This window comes from Amycolatopsis sp. NPDC059021 (genome assembly GCF_042739895.1).
GTDB lineage: Bacteria > Actinomycetota > Actinomycetes > Mycobacteriales > Pseudonocardiaceae > Amycolatopsis.
This window is the reverse complement of sequence record NZ_JBHYIQ010000007.1, coordinates 167,678-184,977: the sequence shown is the minus strand read 5'-3', so window position 1 is coordinate 184,977 and position 17,300 is coordinate 167,678. Positions and strand designations below refer to the sequence as shown.

Annotated in this window: 18 protein-coding genes; 14 read left to right on the top strand and 4 right to left on the bottom strand. The window is 68.6% G+C overall.

Annotated elements, in window-relative coordinates; translation table 11 throughout:
* Window positions 1-182: 182 nt before the first annotated feature.
* Window positions 183-2,399: a (Fe-S)-binding protein gene (locus ACFWX1_RS06440; protein ID WP_378384471.1), complete on the bottom strand. Its 2,217-nt coding sequence runs from the start codon at window positions 2,397-2,399 to the stop codon at window positions 183-185.
* 187 nt (window positions 2,400-2,586) lie between these two features.
* On the opposite strand from ACFWX1_RS06440, the gene ACFWX1_RS06435 reads away from it, so the two are divergent.
* The 3 genes from ACFWX1_RS06435 to ACFWX1_RS06425 are packed head-to-tail and all read left to right on the top strand — an operon-like array spanning window position 2,587 to window position 3,936.
* Entirely contained in the window at window positions 2,587-2,913 is a 327-nt protein-coding gene (locus tag ACFWX1_RS06435) for a DMT family transporter (RefSeq protein WP_378384469.1), read from the top strand.
* Entirely contained in the window at window positions 2,910-3,470 is a 561-nt protein-coding gene (locus ACFWX1_RS06430) for a TetR/AcrR family transcriptional regulator (protein WP_378384467.1), read from the top strand. Before ACFWX1_RS06435 ends, ACFWX1_RS06430 begins: the two co-directional genes overlap by 4 nt.
* A 40-nt stretch (window positions 3,471-3,510) precedes the next feature.
* Complete coding sequence (locus ACFWX1_RS06425; protein WP_378384465.1) at window positions 3,511-3,936, top strand: GNAT family N-acetyltransferase; 426 nt, start codon at window positions 3,511-3,513, stop codon at window positions 3,934-3,936.
* A gap of 1 nt (window position 3,937) precedes the next feature.
* Here ACFWX1_RS06425 and ACFWX1_RS06420 read toward each other — a convergent pair whose 3' ends face one another.
* A complete protein-coding gene (locus tag ACFWX1_RS06420) occupies window positions 3,938-4,207 on the bottom strand; it encodes a hypothetical protein (protein ID WP_378384463.1) in 270 nt (89 codons plus the stop codon).
* Window positions 4,208-4,329: 122 nt separating this feature from the next.
* Between ACFWX1_RS06420 and ACFWX1_RS06415 the strand changes: the two genes are divergently transcribed.
* The 6 genes from ACFWX1_RS06415 (at window position 4,330) to ACFWX1_RS06390 (ending at window position 9,647) form a co-directional block, all read left to right on the top strand.
* Window positions 4,330-4,722, top strand: coding sequence for a GntR family transcriptional regulator (locus tag ACFWX1_RS06415; RefSeq protein WP_378384461.1), 393 nt, complete (start codon window positions 4,330-4,332; stop codon window positions 4,720-4,722).
* Window positions 4,719-5,606, top strand: coding sequence for an ABC transporter ATP-binding protein (locus ACFWX1_RS06410; RefSeq protein ID WP_378384459.1), 888 nt, complete (start codon window positions 4,719-4,721; stop codon window positions 5,604-5,606). Before ACFWX1_RS06415 ends, ACFWX1_RS06410 begins: the two co-directional genes overlap by 4 nt.
* On the top strand, window positions 5,603-6,592 hold the full coding sequence (locus ACFWX1_RS06405; RefSeq protein ID WP_378384457.1) for an ABC transporter permease subunit: 990 nt from the start codon (window positions 5,603-5,605) through the stop codon (window positions 6,590-6,592). The genes ACFWX1_RS06410 and ACFWX1_RS06405 overlap by 4 nt, the downstream gene beginning before the upstream one ends.
* A 16-nt stretch (window positions 6,593-6,608) precedes the next feature.
* The gene (locus ACFWX1_RS06400; protein WP_378384455.1) at window positions 6,609-7,772 is read left to right on the top strand and encodes an alpha/beta hydrolase family protein; all 1,164 of its coding nucleotides are present in this window, start codon (window positions 6,609-6,611) and stop codon (window positions 7,770-7,772) included.
* 254 nt (window positions 7,773-8,026) lie between these two features.
* A complete protein-coding gene (locus tag ACFWX1_RS06395; protein ID WP_378384453.1) occupies window positions 8,027-8,731 on the top strand; it encodes a hypothetical protein in 705 nt (234 codons plus the stop codon).
* A gap of 145 nt (window positions 8,732-8,876) precedes the next feature.
* Window positions 8,877-9,647, top strand: a complete 771-nt coding sequence (locus tag ACFWX1_RS06390) for an SDR family oxidoreductase (protein ID WP_378384451.1) — start codon at window positions 8,877-8,879, stop codon at window positions 9,645-9,647.
* Window positions 9,648-9,737: 90 nt separating this feature from the next.
* Here the strand turns inward: ACFWX1_RS06390 and ACFWX1_RS06385 are convergent, their stop codons facing one another.
* Window positions 9,738-11,114: a purine-cytosine permease family protein gene (locus ACFWX1_RS06385; protein WP_378384449.1), complete on the bottom strand. Its 1,377-nt coding sequence runs from the start codon at window positions 11,112-11,114 to the stop codon at window positions 9,738-9,740.
* Between the two features lie 379 nt (window positions 11,115-11,493).
* On the opposite strand from ACFWX1_RS06385, the gene ACFWX1_RS06380 reads away from it, so the two are divergent.
* Entirely contained in the window at window positions 11,494-12,693 is a 1,200-nt protein-coding gene (locus tag ACFWX1_RS06380) for a nitrous oxide reductase family maturation protein NosD (RefSeq protein ID WP_378384447.1), read from the top strand.
* Between the two features lies 1 nt (window position 12,694).
* On the opposite strand, the gene ACFWX1_RS06375 is transcribed toward ACFWX1_RS06380, so the two are convergent.
* Window positions 12,695-13,234 carry a YbhB/YbcL family Raf kinase inhibitor-like protein gene (locus tag ACFWX1_RS06375; RefSeq protein WP_378384445.1) on the bottom strand — a complete coding sequence of 180 codons (540 nt, stop codon included), beginning with the start codon at window positions 13,232-13,234 and terminating at the stop codon, window positions 12,695-12,697.
* A gap of 182 nt (window positions 13,235-13,416) precedes the next feature.
* Between ACFWX1_RS06375 and ACFWX1_RS06370 the strand changes: the two genes are divergently transcribed.
* From ACFWX1_RS06370 to grpE, 4 genes are all read left to right on the top strand, one after another.
* Complete coding sequence (locus ACFWX1_RS06370; protein WP_378384443.1) at window positions 13,417-14,184, top strand: DUF4097 family beta strand repeat-containing protein; 768 nt, start codon at window positions 13,417-13,419, stop codon at window positions 14,182-14,184.
* Window positions 14,181-14,408, top strand: a complete 228-nt coding sequence (locus tag ACFWX1_RS06365) for a hypothetical protein (RefSeq protein ID WP_378384441.1) — start codon at window positions 14,181-14,183, stop codon at window positions 14,406-14,408. Before ACFWX1_RS06370 ends, ACFWX1_RS06365 begins: the two co-directional genes overlap by 4 nt.
* Before the next feature lie 301 nt (window positions 14,409-14,709).
* Window positions 14,710-16,593: a molecular chaperone DnaK gene (dnaK, locus tag ACFWX1_RS06360; RefSeq protein ID WP_378384439.1), complete on the top strand. Its 1,884-nt coding sequence runs from the start codon at window positions 14,710-14,712 to the stop codon at window positions 16,591-16,593.
* Window positions 16,590-17,297, top strand: a complete 708-nt coding sequence (gene grpE, locus ACFWX1_RS06355; RefSeq protein WP_378384437.1) for a nucleotide exchange factor GrpE — start codon at window positions 16,590-16,592, stop codon at window positions 17,295-17,297. Before dnaK ends, grpE begins: the two co-directional genes overlap by 4 nt.
* Window positions 17,298-17,300: the final 3 nt, after the last annotated feature.

Below are 17,300 nucleotides of genomic sequence, written 5' to 3'. Positions count from 1 at the left end.
GTCCCCAATAATATAGCGGGGTGTTACGGTTGCCTCTACGGTTTTTTCAGATTGCTCTTCGGGGAATTTCCGTCTATGCCTTGGGTATAAAAGACCCCTTCAGTGCGTCTTACGGATCAAGATTGGACGCGAAGCGTCTCTGTTGAGGGTGGTGGCGGGGGCATGGGTGGAGAACGTCCCCTTCAGCTCTCGTCGTCGAGCGATGGCGCGCCGGGCGCCACGGGGGCCGGAGCCGGCTGCCGCTTGACCGCGGTCAGCAGCAACTGCGCGACGTCGAGGATTTCGACCTTGTCGGACGCCTGCCCGTCGCTCTGCCGCGCGGTGAGGCCGTCGTTGAGCATCACCTTGCAGAACGGGCAGCCGGTCGCGATCTTCGACGGCGCGGTGCCGAGCGCCTCGTCGACGCGTTCGACGTTGATCCGCTTGCCGATCTTCTCTTCCATCCACATCCGCGCGCCGCCGGCACCACAGCACATCGACCGGTCGCCGTGCCGCGGCATCTCGCGCAGCGTCGCGCCCGTCGCGCCGACGAGCTCCCGCGGCGCTTCGTAGACCTTGTTGTGGCGGCCCAGATAGCACGGGTCGTGATAGGTGACGTCCTCCGCGACCGGCGCGACCGGCACCAGCTGCTTCTCACGCACCAGGCGGTTCAGCAGCTGCGTGTGGTGCACGACGTCGAACTGGCCACCCAGTTCCGGGTACTCGTTGGCGAGGGTGTTGAAGCAGTGCGCGCAGGTCACGACGACCTTGCGTGCCTTGCGTTCGCGGCCCTCGAACACCGAGTTCAGCACCTCGACGTTCTGCTGCGCGAGCATCTGGAACAGGAACTCGTTGCCCGCGCGGCGCGCCGGGTCACCGGTGCAGGTCTCCTCGGAGCCGAGCACGGTGTACTTGACGCCCGCGATGTGCAGCAGCTCCGCGACCGCCCGCGTCGTCTTCTTCGCGCGGTCCTCGAACGCGCCGGCGCAGCCGACCCAGAACAGGTACTCGGCGTCGCCGAGGTCGCCGTCGAACACCGGGACCTCGAAGTCGAGCTCCTCCGTCCACTGCAGACGGTCCTTGGCGTTCTGGCCCCACGGGTTGCCCTTGTTCTCCAGGTTCTTGAACATGCCGTTCAGCTCGCTGGGGAACGAGGATTCGATCATGACCTGGTAGCGGCGCATGTCGACGATGTGGTCGACGTGCTCGATGTCCACCGGGCACTGCTCGACGCAGGCACCGCAGGAGGTGCAGGACCACAGGACGTCGGGGTCGATGACGCCGCCGTCGTCGCCGACGAGCGCCTTCTGCGACTCGGCGATCGCGAGGACGTCGATGCCCGCGTACATGTTGTCGCCGGACAAACCGACCTCGTCGCCCGCCATGTCGCGCTTGCCGCCCGCGAGCAGGTACGGCGCCTTCGCGTAGGCGTGGTCACGCAGCTGGGTGATGACGAGCTTCGGCGACAGCGGCTTCCCGGTGTTCCACGCGGGACACTGCGACTGGCAGCGGCCGCACTCGGTACAGGTCGAGAAGTCGAGCCAGCCCTTCCAGCTGAAGTCCTCGATCTTGCCGACGCCGAAGGTGTCCTCGTCCGGGTCGGCCTCCTCGAGGTCGAGCACCTTGCCCTTGCTCATCATCGGCTTGAGGGCACCCAGCGCGACGCCGCCGTCGGCCTCGCGCTTGAAGTAGATGTTGAAGAACGCGCTGAACCGGTGCCAGGCGATACCCATGGTCATCGTGCGCGAGATGACGATCAGCCAGATCGTGGCGCTCATGAGCTTGACGAACGCGAACACCGAAACCAGGTTCGGGCTCGCGGGCAGCAGCTCGCCGATCGGGTTCGAGACGAACGCGGCCCAGGTCGGCGTCTCGTGCGCGCCGAGGGCGGCCTTCGCGGCGCGGACGCCGATGATGCCGACGCCTTCGATGAGCACCACGGCCTCGATGAAGTAGGCCCACTTGAAGTTCGAGCCGGCGAACCGCGACTGGCGGTCGGCACGGCGCGGGTGGTTGCGCTGGCGCACCACGATCAGCACCAGGATGCCGACGATGGTCCCGACGCCGAGCAGTTCCATGAGCAGCTGGAACGGCGGGAAGTCGTCGAGGATCGGCCAGCCCCAGTGCGGGACGAAGACCTCGCCGTACGCCTCGAACAGCGCGAGCGAGCCGATCAGGAAGCCCCACATGACCAGCCAGTGCCACGGGCCGACGCTGCGGACCTTGTTCATCCGCGTGTGCGCGGCGAACTCCTTGATCATGGTCTTCATGCGCCCCACGAACGGCCCGTTCCGGGTGGAGTCGGGCTGGCCGAGCCGGATCACCCGCACGAAGCGGGCGATGGTCGCGAAGAACATTCCCCAGGCGACGATGCCGAGCAGGACCGAAAGTCCGCCCAGCGTCAGCTGTACAGCGCCCATTTCTCGGGTGCCTTTCGTCCGGTGTGGTGGTGCAGCGCCGCAGTGGTCCGGTGAACGCCGCGGTGCCGATGGTGCAGCAGACTAGTGGTGCTTACTGATGAGTAACCGGTGAGTGGCGCCTAAGTCCCACCGATGTGGTGTACGCCTCGCTAGCTATTGAGACGATCGTTCAGGTAGTTTTTGTGATGTGCTTGCGTACCTCCTTCTCGCCTTGGCCATCGGCGCCGAGGTCACCGCGACGATCTCGCTGAAGCTCTCCGAGGGCTTTTCCAAGGTCGGGCCGTCGATTCTGGTCGTGGTCGGGTATGTCGTGGCGTTCGTCGCGTTGTCACAGGTGCTCAAGGCAGGATTGCCGATCGGCGTCGCCTACGCGATCTGGGCCGCGGCGGGGGTGGCACTGGTGGCGATCATCGGCGTGGTGTTCTTGAAGGAGCCCGTCAACGCCGCGATGATCGCCGGGCTCGCGCTGGTGATCGGCGGTGTCGTACTGATCGAGGTCGGGAGCGCGCAGTGAAACTCCAGGTCGACGGCCGCAAGGCGCGCGGGGAAAAGCGCCGGACGGAGATCATCGAGGCGACGTTGCGGGTGATCGAGCGCGACGGCGTCGCCGGGGTCACGCACCGGACGGTCGCGGCCGAGGCCGGTATCCCGACCGCTTCGACGACCTATCACTTCTCGACCCTCGACGACCTGCTCATCGCGACGCTCATCTCGTGCGCGCGGGACATGGCGACCGAGGTCTACTGGATGATCGACCGGGCCCGTTCGCGCGGCAGCCGCGGTGCGGAAGAGGTCGCCGGGCTGCTGGCCGAGGCGCTCGGGCCGCAGCGCGGGCGGACCATGGCGGAGTACGAGCTGTACCTGCTGGCCGCGCGCAAGCCCGAGCTGCGCCCGGCCGCTCGGCGCTGGCTCGACGTGCTGACCTCGATGGTCCGGCACGATAACGAGGTCGCGTTCCGGGTGTTCCTCGCCGGCATCGACGGCCTGCTCATCCAGGGCCTGATCGACGACGAGCCGCCCTCGGCCGAAGAGCTGAGGCCGGTGGTGGACTACTTGCTCAAGCCTGCCTAAATAACTGGGCGCCGCGCGGGCGCTGGGTTACGTTGCCGCCATGCGGACAGTGGGTGCTTACGAACTGGACGACGACCCCGCGCGGGTCGACCTCGACGTCGTGTGGAAGTTTCTCTCCACCGAGGCGTACTGGGCCCGGTGGCGGACCCGTGACCAGGTCGAGGCGCAGGTACGGAACGCGTGGCGGATCGTCGGCGCGTACGAGACGTCGAGCGGGCGTCAGGTCGGCTTCGGCCGCGCATTCTCCGACGGCGTCGCGATGGCCTACCTCGCCGACGTGTTCGTCCTACCGGACGCGCGGGGCACCGGTCTCGGCAAGGAACTGGTCCGCGAGATGGTCGACAACGGTCCCGGCGCGAACTTCCGCTGGATGCTGCACACCTCCGACGCGCACGAGCTGTACCGGCAGTACGGCTTCGCCGAGCACACCGTCGGCCGTTACATGGAACGCGAAGGCGTCCACTGAGTCAGAGCTCCGGGAGGAACGCCCGGAGCAGAATGATCTCGCCGTCGTCCTCGTAGTCTCCGCCGTCGGTGGTGAAGCAGGGCGCGGCGCCGCCAGGGCCGTCGTTGAGGATGACGACGTCGTATTCCTCTCCGCAGTACGGCACTTCGTGCGGGGAGTCGGCCAGCGCCGGTGTGGCCAGGATCGCCGGAGCCGTTGCCATCGCGGTGAGCGCCGCGAGCAGGCCGATCAGACGACGTAAGTGCACGGAAACCTCCATGGTGGAGATCATCGCGGCCGCTCCCGCTCCTGCGTGCCGACACACTGCACACGATCGGTCACCTGAAGCCGTAGGTTGCTGTGCAGCCTCCTGTTTACCTATAGTGCTAGGTAGATAGATAAATGGAGGAACCGATGATCGAGTTCCATCTGGACTCCAGGTCCCGGCTCTCGCCGTACCAGCAGCTGGTCCAGCAGGTGCGGCACGCGCTGCGCCTCGGCCTGCTGAGCGAGGGCGACCAGCTGCCGAAGGTGAAGGACGTCGTCGCGCAGCTGGCCATCAACCCGAACACCGTGCTCAAGGCCTACCGGGAGCTGGAGCACGACGGGCTCGTCGCGGCCCGCCCCGGTGTCGGGACGTTCGTGACGACGACCCTCGCCGGGCCACCTCCGGCCGTGCTCGGCGGGTTGCGTCAGGACCTGCTGAAGTGGCTGGCTGCGGCTCGGCTGTCCGGCCTCGACGACGAAGGCATCGAGGCGTTGTTCGCGACCACGTTTCGCGCGTCCGTCAGGAGGGACATAGCGTGACCGCGGTACTGGGGGCCACGAACCTGGGGAAGAAGTACGGCCGGAACCAGGCGCTGACCGGCTGCACGCTGGACATCCCGGCCGGGCACGTCGTCGGGCTGGTCGGCCCGAACGGTGCCGGGAAGTCGACGCTGCTGAATCTCGCGGCGGGGATGCTGACGCCGACGACCGGCACCATCGAGGTGTGTGGCGGGATACCGGGCAGCGGGCCCGCGCAGCTGGCCAAAGTCGGTTTCGTCGCGCAGGAAACGCCCGTCTACAGTGGACTGAGCGTCGCCGACCACCTGCGCCTCGGCGCCCGGCTCAACCCGGGCTGGGACGACGCACTGGCTCACGGCCGCATCGCTCGGCTCGGTCTCGATCCCCGGCAGCGCGCCGGGAAGCTGTCCGGCGGGCAGCGTGCCCAGCTCGCGCTCACCCTGGGCATCGCCAAACGTCCCGAGCTGGTGCTGCTCGACGAACCGGTCGCCGCGCTCGATCCGCTCGCCCGGCGCGAATTCCTGGCCGACCTCATGGAGATCGTCGCCGAACACGGGGTCAGCGTCGTGTTGTCCTCGCATCTGGTGGCCGATCTCGAACGTGTCTGTGATCGGCTCGTCGTCCTGGTCGGCGGCGAAGTGCGGCTGGAGGGCGACGTCGAGGAAATCCTGGCGACCCACCGCCGGTTGACCGGCCCGCGCCGCGACGTCGCCACGTTGCCCGCCGAGCAGCGCGTCGTCTCCGCGAGCCATACCGACCGGCAGACGACGCTGCTCGTCCGCACCGAGGCACCGATCCTCGATCCTCAGTGGACAGTCGGCGAGCTCGGTCTGGAAGACCTCGTGCTCGCCTACCTGAGCGGCACCGGCACCACCCGTCGTCCGGCGCTGGAGGTGCTCCGATGATCTGGCTGAGCTGGCGCCAGTTCCGCGTCCAAGCCGTTGCGGTGTACGGACTTCTGCTCGTGCTCGCCGCTGTTCTCGTGCTCGCCGGACGGCCGTTGCCCGGTTCCCGCGCTCCGCTCGATCCCGGTCATGGCCTGCTCTACCACGGCGGAATCGTCGTGACGTATGCCCTTCCCCCGCTCATCGGCGTGTTCTGGGGCGCCCCGCTGGTCGCTCGTGAGCTGGAGGCGGGCACCCATCGCCTGGCGTGGAACCAGACCGTCACGCGGTCGGAGTGGCTGAGCGTGAAGCTCGCGCTCATCGGGCTGGCTGCCGTGCTCGCGGCCGGGCTGCTCAGCCTCGCGGTCACCTGGTGGGCGGATGCGGTTGACAACGCGGTCACCACTGGCGACAGGGGCGGCTCCTTCGCGGTGCGCCTCTCGCCGGTGATCTTCGGCGTTCGCGGAATCGCGCCCATCGGCTACGCGGTCTTCGCCTTCGTCCTCGGCGTCGCGGTCGGAATCCTGCTGCGCCGGACGGTGCTCGCCATGGCCGTCACGCTCGTGGTCTTCGCGGCCGTCCAGCTCGCCGTGCCCTTCACGGTCCGGCCGCATCTCCTGCCCGCGGCCGAGGAGACCGTGACGATCACGGCGTCGAACATCGCGCGGATGGGGCTCAACGACGCCGGTGAGTTCGAACTGCTGACCGTGTCCGGCCCGCAGGGCGCGTGGATGCTCTCCAACGAGACCGTCGACGGCACCGGGAAGACGGTGCGGCCGCCGTCGTGGCTCGCGGGCTGCATTCCACCACCGGGTGGCGCAGCACGCCCCATGCCGGCGAAGGAGTGTTTCGCCAAGCTCGCCGACGACGGCTACCGGCAACGGATCACCTATCAGCCCGCAGCCCGTTTCTGGCCGCTTCAACTGATCGAAACGGCGCTCTACCTCGCGCTCACCGCTTTGCTGGCGCTGCTGTGCCTCCGCTGGTCTCGTACTCGCCTTTCCTGACAGTGAAAGGAAAAACATGAAGAGAACGCTTCGCGGGCTGACGGTCGTCGCCGCCCTGCTGACCCTCGCGATGGGCGTCGCGCCCGCCGCCGTCGCGGAAACTATCCCCGCCTTGCCCGCGCCGACCGGTCGTGCCCCGGTCGGTACGACCTCGCTGTACCTGAAGGACACCTCCCGCCCCGATCCCTGGGCTCCGGGGGTGAACGCGCGGGAGCTGATGGTTTCCCTGTGGTATCCGGCGAAATCGGCGGAGAGCACCCGGGCCCGGTACATGACGCCCGCCGAGTCGGAACTCCTGCTGAAGGACGGCAAGATCACCACCCTGCCGCCGGACATCCTGAGCCGGACGCGGACCAACGCCGTCACCGACGCGCCGGCGGTGGGACGACGGCATAGCCTGCCGCTGATCGTGCTCTCGCCAGGGTTCACCAAACCGCGCAGCACGATGACCGCGCTGGTCGAGGACCTGGCCAGCCACGGCTACGTCGTCGCCGTGCTCGACCACACCTACGAGAACGTCGGACAGTCCTTTCCGGACGGTCGCGTCACCACGTGCCTGGCCTGCGGGAATCCCCGGAATGACGAGTTCTGGCGGAAGGTGGTGCGGGGCCGGGCCGCGGACGTCTCGTTCGTGCTGGACGAACTGACCGGGCCCCGGCCGAAGTGGCGGAACGCCGACCTGATCGACCCGGCCAGGATCGCGATGGCGGGGCATTCCGTCGGCGGCGCGAGCACCATCCCCGCGATGCTGGCCGACTCGCGGATCCGCGCCGGGATCGACATCGACGGGACGACCGACGACCCGATCCCGGACACCACCGCGTTGGCACGTCCGTTCCTGTTCCTGGGCAAGCCCGTGACGTACACGCCGGGCAGCGGGCGTCCCGAGGCGATCAGCTGGGAAAACGACTGGAAGCACATGACCGGGTGGAAGCGCTGGCTGCTCGTGACCGGTACGGTCCACCAGTCGTTCACCGACCTCGTGCTGCTGGGCGACCAGCTCGGCATCGACTTCGGTGCCCGGCAACCCGGTGCCCGCACGATGGAGGTCACCCGCGCCTACGTCCGGGCCTTCTTCGACGAGCACCTGCGTGGCCGCCCGCAGCCGCTGCTGGATCGGCCGTCGCCGCGCTATCCGGAGGTGCACTTCTGCTCGGTGGAGCCCGCCTCCTGCACCTGAGTGTGGCGCGGAGCACCGGCCCCGGCAAACGGATTGCTCAACCGGTCCCTGTCAGAGGGGCACGACTATTGCCCTGATACACCCTCCTGTGCTCCGCGAATCTTGTGGTCACCCCGGCGATCTGATGCACTGCCGATGGCTGGGGATCGGATCGGCGCTCGACGACGGGAGAAGCCATCAGCACTGATCAGCCGGAGGTGTGCTCCGGCCAGGAGCTGCGCCCCTGTGCTGTGCGCGGCTGCCCGTGGCGAGGCGTGTGTCCGGATCATCACCCGGACGTCGACGAGGCCGATGCCGCGGTGAACACGATCATGCGGCTGCGCCCGTTCGGCGCCGGCTTCAAGCGGCCGCGGCAGCACCCGCACTATCAGACACGGCGCGCGGGCAGGTTCGAGGTCGTCGTCAGCCACGTCTCGGACGACCGGATCGCTCCGCCGCGACGCATCCGGCGGATAGTCCACCCCGACTCGGCCCCATACCTCGCAAGCCACCTTTCGCGTGCGAGTCAGGCCTGGTACGCGAGGCTCGACAGCGGTGCGCCGGGCAGCGATCGCCACGCCGATCCGGCTGACAGCGGTGACGCCCACCAAGGACGTCCGGCGCTCCTCATCCCGCAGACCCCTATCGCCACCACCGGGAGTGAGCGCGAACCGGAGGTGGTGGACGAGGCGGCGCCGACACCCGTGGCCCTCGCACGATTCCTTCAGGCGAAGCTCGCGCGCGTCCAGTCCGATGACGTGGTCACGGACGGGAATCAGCCGGACGAATCACCGGCAACACCGGCGGCGCCGGGCCCGCCCACGAAGGTCACGCGTCGTCGTGGCAGGCGTTCGACTGCGACCGCGTCCACTCCTGTGGTGCGCCGCAAGGGAAAGCGGCGGGCCCAGCCGGTCGACGAGCGCGCGGCCGAGGTTCCTCGCCACGAGGTCACCCGAGTGCGGCGAATTCGCCGCCGGTGAGGTCGATGTCGCCGCGTTGTCCGGAGGCGCGTTTCCGCGCGGTGGAGTCCGCCGCCCGCACCTGAGTGTGTCGCAGGGCACGTCGTGTCACATCGGTTCCCGGGGGTCCGTCAGGGCAGTAGAACCGATCCTCGAGGAGGAAGCCATGACGTCGACCATCCTGATCACCGGCGGTACCGGCACGCTCGGCCGCTTGGTCGTCCCACTGCTGCGGGAGGCCGGTCAGCGGGTCCGGGTGCTGAGCCGGAGCAGCCGTGCCGCCGAGGACGGCATCGAGTACGTGACCGGTGACCTGGTGAAGGACGAGGGTGTCGAGGCCGCGGTGGCCGGGGCCTCGATCGTGCTGCACCTGGCCGGTGGCCCGAAGGGCGACGACGTGGCGACACGGAACCTGGCGCGTGCCGCGGCGGCGGCCGGGGTGCGGCACCTGGTCTACATCTCGGTGATCGGCGCGGACCGGGTGCCGCTGGCGTGGATGCGGTCGAAGCTCGCCGCCGAGCGCGCGGTGAGCGAGTCGGGGGTGCCGTGGACGACGGTGCGGGCCGCGCAGTTCCACGACCTGGCGCTGAAGATGGTGGCGGGCATGGCGAAACTGCCGGTGGTCCCGAAGCCGGGCGGGCTGCGGCTTCAGCCGGTCGAGGCGCGGGACGTCGCGGAGCGGCTCGTGGAGCTGGCGCTCGGCGAGCCGGCCGGTCTGGTGCCCGACCTGGCCGGGCCGGCGGTCTACGGCATGGACGAGCTGGTCCGCGGTTATCTGGCGGCGCAGGGAAAGCGCCGTCCGATGCTGCCGGTGCGGATCCCCGGGAAGGTCGGCCGGGCGTACCGGGCGGGCGGCAACCTGACCCTGGAAGGAGCCGACCGGGGCACGGGAACCTGGGAGGACTTCCTGGCCCGCCGCGCTCTCGCCACCGCGTGACCCTCCACAAAGGACACCTGAGGTCGTTGTCAACGGTCCGTGGGGGCCTCCCCGAGGGACTCAGGGTCCCTCAAGGTGGCCCCCACGGACCTACGGGACGGGCAGGGCGACGCGGGTGCGGCGGCGCATGACGGCGAAGTACAGGGCGCCGGGGACGATCAGGCCCAGCAGCCACGAGATGTCGGCGCCACCGAGGACGGGGGCCATCGGGCCGACGAAGATGCCCTCGACGTTCGAGAACGGGATCTGCACGGCGATCCCGATGACGTAGGCGATCAGCGCGGGCGCCGACCACCGCCCGTAGCGTCCGTTCGGGTCGTAGACGGCTTCGAGATCGTAGGTTTCCTTACGCACCAAGTAGAAGTCGACGAGGTTGATCGAGCTCCACGGCGTCAGGAAGTACAGCAGGAAGTCCAGGAAGAGCACGAAATTCCCGAGGAACTCCCCGCGTCCGAGCACCGCGATCACGGCGCCGAGCACGCCGACGATCGCGATGTAGGCGATGCGCGCGCCCTGGGAAAGGGCGGCGCGGCGGCTGAAGGCGGTGAGAGTGGTCGCGACGGTCATGTAGCCGCCGTAGATGTTGAGCACGTTCACCGTGAACTTGCCGAGCGCGATCGCCAGCAGCAGCGGGATCAGCAGCGCCTCGCCGCCGAGGCCGACGACGTACGCGACCTCGTGGCCCTTGAAGGCTTTGCCTGCCACGGCGTAGGCCAGCGCGCCGAACGACATCGCCCAGATCGCGCCGAGCACCGTGCCGCCGTAGGTCCACCAGAACGTCGCGCGCACGGATGTCGTCGACGGCAGGTAGCGCGAGGTGTCGGCGACGTACTGGCCGAAGGTCAGCTGCCAGGACGCGGTGAGCGAGAGGGCGAGCAGGAACTTCGGGAAATCGAGCGTCGGCATGGCGAGGACGGCACCGAGATCGTGACCGCCGACGAGCCGGATGCTCAGGTACACGAACACGATCACCGACAGCGCGGACGCGATCCAGCCGAACCGGTGGATCAGCTTGTAGCCGATGATGGCGATCAGCGCGGACAAGGCCGCGTACAGGCAGATCGAGACGTCGGTGGGCAGATGGGTGATCTGCGCGACCGCCTGTCCGCCGAGGACGTTGCCGCTCGCGAAGTACCCGAGGTACATCACCACGACGAGCACGAGCGGGAGCACGGCGCCGTATACGCCGAACTGCGCCCGCGACTGGATCATCTGCGGGATGCCCAGCTTCGGCCCCTGTGCGGCGTGCAGCGCCATCGGGATCCCGCCGAGCGCGTTGCCCGCGACGACCGCGACGATCGCCCACAGCGGATGCACGCCGACCAGCACGGTGAGCGCGCCGGTGACCGCGGACGTGATCTGCATGTTCGCCGCGAACCACAGGGTGAACAGGCTGCGTGGATGTCCGTGCCGCTCGCTCGCGGGGACGGGATCGATCGAGCGTTGTTCCAGCGCCGTTGCCGCCATGGGACCTCCAGCCGTTCGTGCCTGGAGTCATTAAGGGCAGCGAAGGCCGCTGGTCCTAGCCCCATCCGGCGGATTCTGTCTGGCCCGCCAGACAGCTGCCCGCCAACGCCGGAGCCGGCGAAGGGCGGGTCCGCATGTCCGTCTCGCCGTGCGCGGAACGAAGCCAGGCGCGGTTCTCGGGTGTTGTGCGGTGTGGGGTGTGCCATGGCGAAAAGCATGGCACCGGGGTATGACAATCTCGGCGGGCAAGGTTCGCCAAAAGTGTTTCACTTCCGAAACCCGGCTTCGGTTGCCTGCGAGTCCCGAGAAGGCCCCGATAGGATGATTCATGACGGGCCGGCTGTCCGTCGTGCCTCTTTTTCTCTAAAGTCTGTCCGCTGTGCGGTCCCTGCTCAGGCTCCTCGTCCTGCTCCTCCTCGGCGTGCTCGCCACATCCTGCTCGGCTTCGGAGGTACCCGCCGCGCGCCCGGCGAACTCCACGGTCATCCGCGTCCCGCAGGCCGCGCCCACGATCACCAAAGCCCTTGAGACAGCCCATGAAGGCGACCTCGTGCTCGTCTCGCCGGGCGTATACCGCGAGAGCGTGTACATGCGCGTACGGGGTGTCGTGCTGCGCGGTGTCGATCGCAACGACGTCGTCATCGACGGCGAAACCAAGCGGGACAACGGAATCGTCATCGCGGCGCCGGGGGCGAGCGTGGAAAACCTGACCGTCCGTGATCACCGGGAGAACGGCGTGCTCGTCACCGGGGTCACCGGGTTCCGTATCTCGTATGTGACGGCGAGCAATAACGCCAACAACGGAATTGCTGCTTCCCAGGCGCAGCACGGCGTGATCGAGCAGAATTACGCATCCGGAAGCGCCGAATCCGGAATCTTCGTCGGGGCGTGTGAGGCTTGTGAGACCGTCGTCCGCGACAACGTCGCCGAGCACGACGCCACCGGGTTCCAGAGCGTCCGGTCGTCGCGGCTGCGGGTCACCGGCAACCGTTTCACCGGCAACCGGGTGGGCCTGCAGTCCACTTCGGACACCAAGATCATGATCGCGGGCAATGTGGTGGGCAACGACGCCGAGCGGGCGGGCCCCGCCCGCTACGACGGGGCCTTCGGGCGGGGCATCGTCCTCGCGGGCGGGCGGCACAACCTGGTCACGAACAACCGGGTCACCGGCAATCCGGCCGCCGGCATCGTGCTCGACTCCACCGAGAATCTGGGACCGGTGGGCAACCGGATCGTCGGCAACTTCCTGAGCGGCAACCGTGTCGACGTCGCCTACACGGCTTCCGGCCAGCAACCCGGTGGTGCGAACTGCCTCGCGGACAACCAGCTGGCGACCACTGTCCCGCGCGACCTCGTGATGCCGTGCCCGGCGGGCGGTAAGGAAGCCGTCGGCGAGCAACTCGACGCGGTCGACGCGCCGCGAGGTCAGTCCGCGCCCCGGCCGCCTCGGCAACCGGGCCTGCCGGACGCGGCGACCGCACCGCCCCGGCCTGCCTTCGGCCTGCCGGGAGCGGTGCAGGCGAACTCGATCCGGGTGCCCGGACCCGAACTGCTCGTCGACCGCGTCGGAACGGGCTAGCTCAGCCCTTGTTCTCGTAGACCGGGGTGATCGTGGCTCGCGCGATGCCGTGGCTGAAGAGGTTGAAGCCGAGGAACGCCGGCGTCGCGTCTTCGCCGACCTCCAGCTTCTCGACGTCGACAGCGTGTACGGCGAAGATGTAGCGGTGCGGCCCGTGTCCCGGCGGCGGCGCGGCGCCGAGGAACTGCTTGACGCCACCGTCGCCCTTGAGCGTGACCGCGCCCCCGGGCAGTCCGGACCCGCTCGCGTCGCCTGCGCCGGAGGCCAGTTCGGTGACCGACGCCGGGATGTTGAAAACAGCCCAGTGCCAGAAGCCGCTCGCGGTCGGCGCGTCCGGGTCGTAGCAGGTCACCGCGAAGCTCTTGGTCCCGGCGGGGAAGCCCTCCCAGGACAGGTGCGGCGAACGGTCCTCGCCACCCGCGCCGAAGATGCCGGACAGATGCGGCGTCGCGAGCGTCTCACCCTCCGCGACATCGTTGCTGCGCAGGGTGAACGACGGAAGCTGGGGCAGGAAGTCGTACGGGTTGGCTGACTGCGGCATGGAACCTCCCGATCACGGAAAACCGACGCTGCCAGGCTAGGACCAGTGGTGCCGGGGCGCGGGGGCAGCCTGAGGTTGTCCTCAGGGATGATTGGGGGGCTTCCCGGATGTCGGAGGGGGTTCGCCGCTCCTAACCTCATCGGGACGCGAGTCGTACTGAGGGGAACTGAGGGGACAAGAGCATGGCGCGCCCGCTTCTGGCATTAGGTGGCATCGTGTTGATCGGCGTGGGGGTTGCCGCCGGATTCGGGTTTCTGTGGCCGTCGAAGGCACGGGCCGACGCCGAGGTCACGACGCCGATCACCAAGGTGCGGCTGGACAACGGTTCGGGGGAGACGAAGATCCGCACCGGCAGCGGCCCGGTGCGGATCCACCAGGAGTTCTCCTACCGGTGGAGCAAGCCGTCCGACAGCTACAAGGTGGACGGTGACACGCTCGTGCTCCAAGGCTGCGGGAAGAACTGCTCGGTGGACTACGACGTGATCGTCCCGGCCGGGGTGCCCGTCACCGGCAGGAACGACTCCGGCGGCGTCCGCATCTCGGGGGTGGCCAGCGTGGATGTCACCGTCGATTCCGGGCGGGCCGAGGTCACCGACGTCGCCGGGCCGGTCAAGCTCGCCGTCGACTCCGGGGCGACCGAGCTGCGGAACATCGGCCAGGACGTCACCGTGCGGTCGGATTCGGGGTCGGTCACCGGCTCCGGGCTGCGCGGCAAGGTCGACGTCAAGGCCGACAGCGGCCGCGTCGAGCTGAAGATGGCCGCGTCGAACGACGTGAAGGTGCACGCGGACAGCGGGAGCATCGAGGTCGACGTGCCCGGCGGCCCCTACCGCGTCCTCGGGAACACCGACAGCGGGCACCGGGACATCGGGGTGTCGAACGACGCGTCGGCTCCGCACACCCTCGACCTGACCACCGACAGCGGCAGCGTCAAGGTGCGTGCCGCGTGAGGCTCTGGCTCGGGGTGGCCGCGGTGGCGGCCGCCCTGCTGCTGCCGTCCGCCGCGGGGCACGCGCGCGCCGAGTCCGAGCCGGTCTGGTTGCCGTGCGCGACGGCGCAGGAGCCGGGCGCCGAGTGCGCTTCGCTGCGCGTGCCGATCGACAGCGCGGACCCGGGCGCCGGTATGAAGACCGTCACGGTGAAGCGAGTGCCGGCACCCGGTATGGGCGGTTAGTCCCGTTCGTGCCGCTGCCCGCACGCGGGCGACATGATCATGCTTTCAGGTGACACCGCTGGCGAAAAGCCTGGTCAGGCGGGTTACCTTCAGTTTTTCGGCGATCTCGGGAACAAGAGCCGAGACCTGCCCGTTAGCCTAGTACGAAGGTTGAGCGCAGCCGACTCAAGTCTGCTTGACGGGGCGCGCGGAGGCCGGATAGAACTTGACTCGGGGCCGCTCAATGTGAACAGCGGCGGCGCCGAAGCGGCAGGTCACGAACAACAAGCAGTAGAGCTGCGTTACTCAGGAGGATCACACCATGGCGCGAGCGGTCGGCATCGACCTCGGCACGACCAACTCGGTCGTCGCCGTCCTTGAGGGCGGCGAGCCGACGGTCATCGCCAACTCGGAAGGTTCCCGCACCACCCCGTCCATCGTCGCCTTCGCCAAGAACGGTGAAGTGCTGACCGGCCAGCCGGCGAAGAACCAGGCCGTGACGAACGTCGACCGGACCATCCGGTCGGTCAAGCGGCACATCGGTACCGACTGGAAGACCGAGATCGACGGCAAGAACTACACCTCGCAGGAGATCAGCGCGCGCGTGCTGATGAAGCTCAAGCGCGACGCCGAGGCGTACCTGGGCGAGCCCATCACCGACGCGGTCATCACCGTCCCGGCGTACTTCGAGGACGCGCAGCGGCAGGCCACCAAGGAGGCAGGCCAGATCGCGGGCCTGAACGTGCTCCGCATCGTCAACGAGCCGACCGCGGCCGCGCTGGCGTACGGCCTGGACAAGGGCGAGAAGGAACAGACCATCCTGGTCTTCGACCTCGGTGGCGGCACCTTCGACGTCTCGCTGCTGGAGATCGGCGAGGGCGTCGTCGAGGTCCGCGCGACCTCCGGTGACAACCACCTCGGTGGTGACGACTGGGACGAGCGCATCGTGACCTGGCTGGTCGACAAGTTCAAGGCCGCCAACGGCATCGACCTCACCAAGGACAAGATGGCGCTGCAGCGCATCCGTGAGGCGGCGGAGAAGGCGAAGATCGAGCTGTCCAGCTCGAACTCGGCCAGCATCAACCTGCCCTACATCACCGTGGACGCGGACAAGAACCCGCTGTTCCTCGACGAGCAGCTGTCGCGCGCCGAGTTCCAGAAGATCACCTCCGACCTGCTGGAGCGCACCCGCCAGCCGTTCAACAACGTCATCCGTGACGCCGGTATCGCCGTCGGCGACATCGACCACGTGGTGCTCGTCGGTGGTTCCACCCGGATGCCCGCGGTGTCCGACCTGGTCAAGGAGCTGACCGGCGGCCGCGAGCCGAACAAGGGCGTGAACCCGGACGAGGTCGTCGCGGTCGGCGCGGCGCTGCAGGCCGGTGTGCTCAAGGGCGAGGTCAAGGACGTCCTGCTGCTGGACGTGACCCCGCTGTCGCTGGGCATCGAGACCAAGGGTGGCGTGTTCACCAAGCTCATCGAGCGCAACACCACGATCCCGACCAAGCGTTCGGAGATCTTCTCCACCGCGGACGACAACCAGCCGTCGGTGCAGATCCAGGTGTTCCAGGGTGAGCGCGAGATCGCCGCGCACAACAAGAAGCTCGGCATGTTCGAGCTGACCGGGCTGCCCCCGGCCCCGCGTGGCGTGCCGCAGATCGAGGTCACCTTCGACATCGACGCCAACGGCATCGTGCACGTCCTCGCGAAGGACCTCGGCACGAACAAGGAACAGTCGATGACGATCACCGGCGGCTCGGCGCTGCCGAAGGACGACATCGAGCGCATGGTCAAGGACGCCGAGGCGCACGCCGAGGAGGACAAGAAGCGCCGCGAGGAGGCGGAGACCCGCAACCAGGCGGAGACGCTGGTCTACCAGACCGAGAAGTTCGTCAAGGACAACGAGGACAAGCTGCCCGAGGAGCTCAAGGGCAAGGTCAAGACCGCGATCGACGAGGCCAACGAGGCGCTCAAGGGCACGGACTCGACCAAGATCCGCGAGGCCATCGAGAAGCTGAACGCCGCTTCGCAGGAGCTGGGCACCGCGCTCTACGCCAACGCGAACGCGGCCGGTGCCGAGGGCGCCGCGGGCGCGGGTGCCGAGGGTGGCGCCGCCGGTGCGTCCGACGCGGGCGCCAAGGCCAAGGCCGATGACGTCGTTGACGCCGAGATCGTCGAGGAAGAGCCGAAGGACACCAAGAAGTGACCCACAGCTACGACGAAACCGAGGGCCGGGGCCCGGACGAACCGGTGGTCGTAAGGGACCGGCGGCGGATCGACCCGCAGTCCGGTCAGGTCCGCCAGCCCGCCCCGGAGAGCGAACAGCCCGCCGAGGAGCCCGCCCGCGAACCCAAGCATGCGGCGGGCCCCTCGCTCGGCGAGTCCACAGTGGACGACGCGGTGTCGGTCGCTTCCGACGTCGAGAAGGAGCTGGCCGAGCGCACCGCGGACCTGCAGCGCCTGCAGGCCGAGTACGCGAACTACCGCAAGCGGGTCGACCGCGACCGGGAGGCCGTGGCGCAGTCCGCGAAGGCGTCGGTGGTCGGCGACCTGCTGCCGCTGCTCGACGACCTCGAGCGGGCCGAGCAGCACGGCGACCTCACCGGCGCGTTCAAGGCCGTGGCGGACAAGCTGATCGGCTCGTTGCAGCGGTCCGGCCTCGAATCGTTCGGCGCGGAGGGCGAGCCCTTCGACCCGAGCGTGCACGAGGCGGTGCAGCACAACACCTCGCCCGACGTGGCGGGCCCGACGGTCACCGTGGTCATGCGCCGCGGGTACCGCTTCGGGGAGCGGGTGCTGCGGGCCGCGCTGGTCGCGGTCACCGACCACGAACCGGGCGCCGCGCCGGTGGACCCGCCGGTCGGCGGCGAGCTGCCGCTGGACGGCCTCGATGAGCAGAACCAGCAGTAAGTC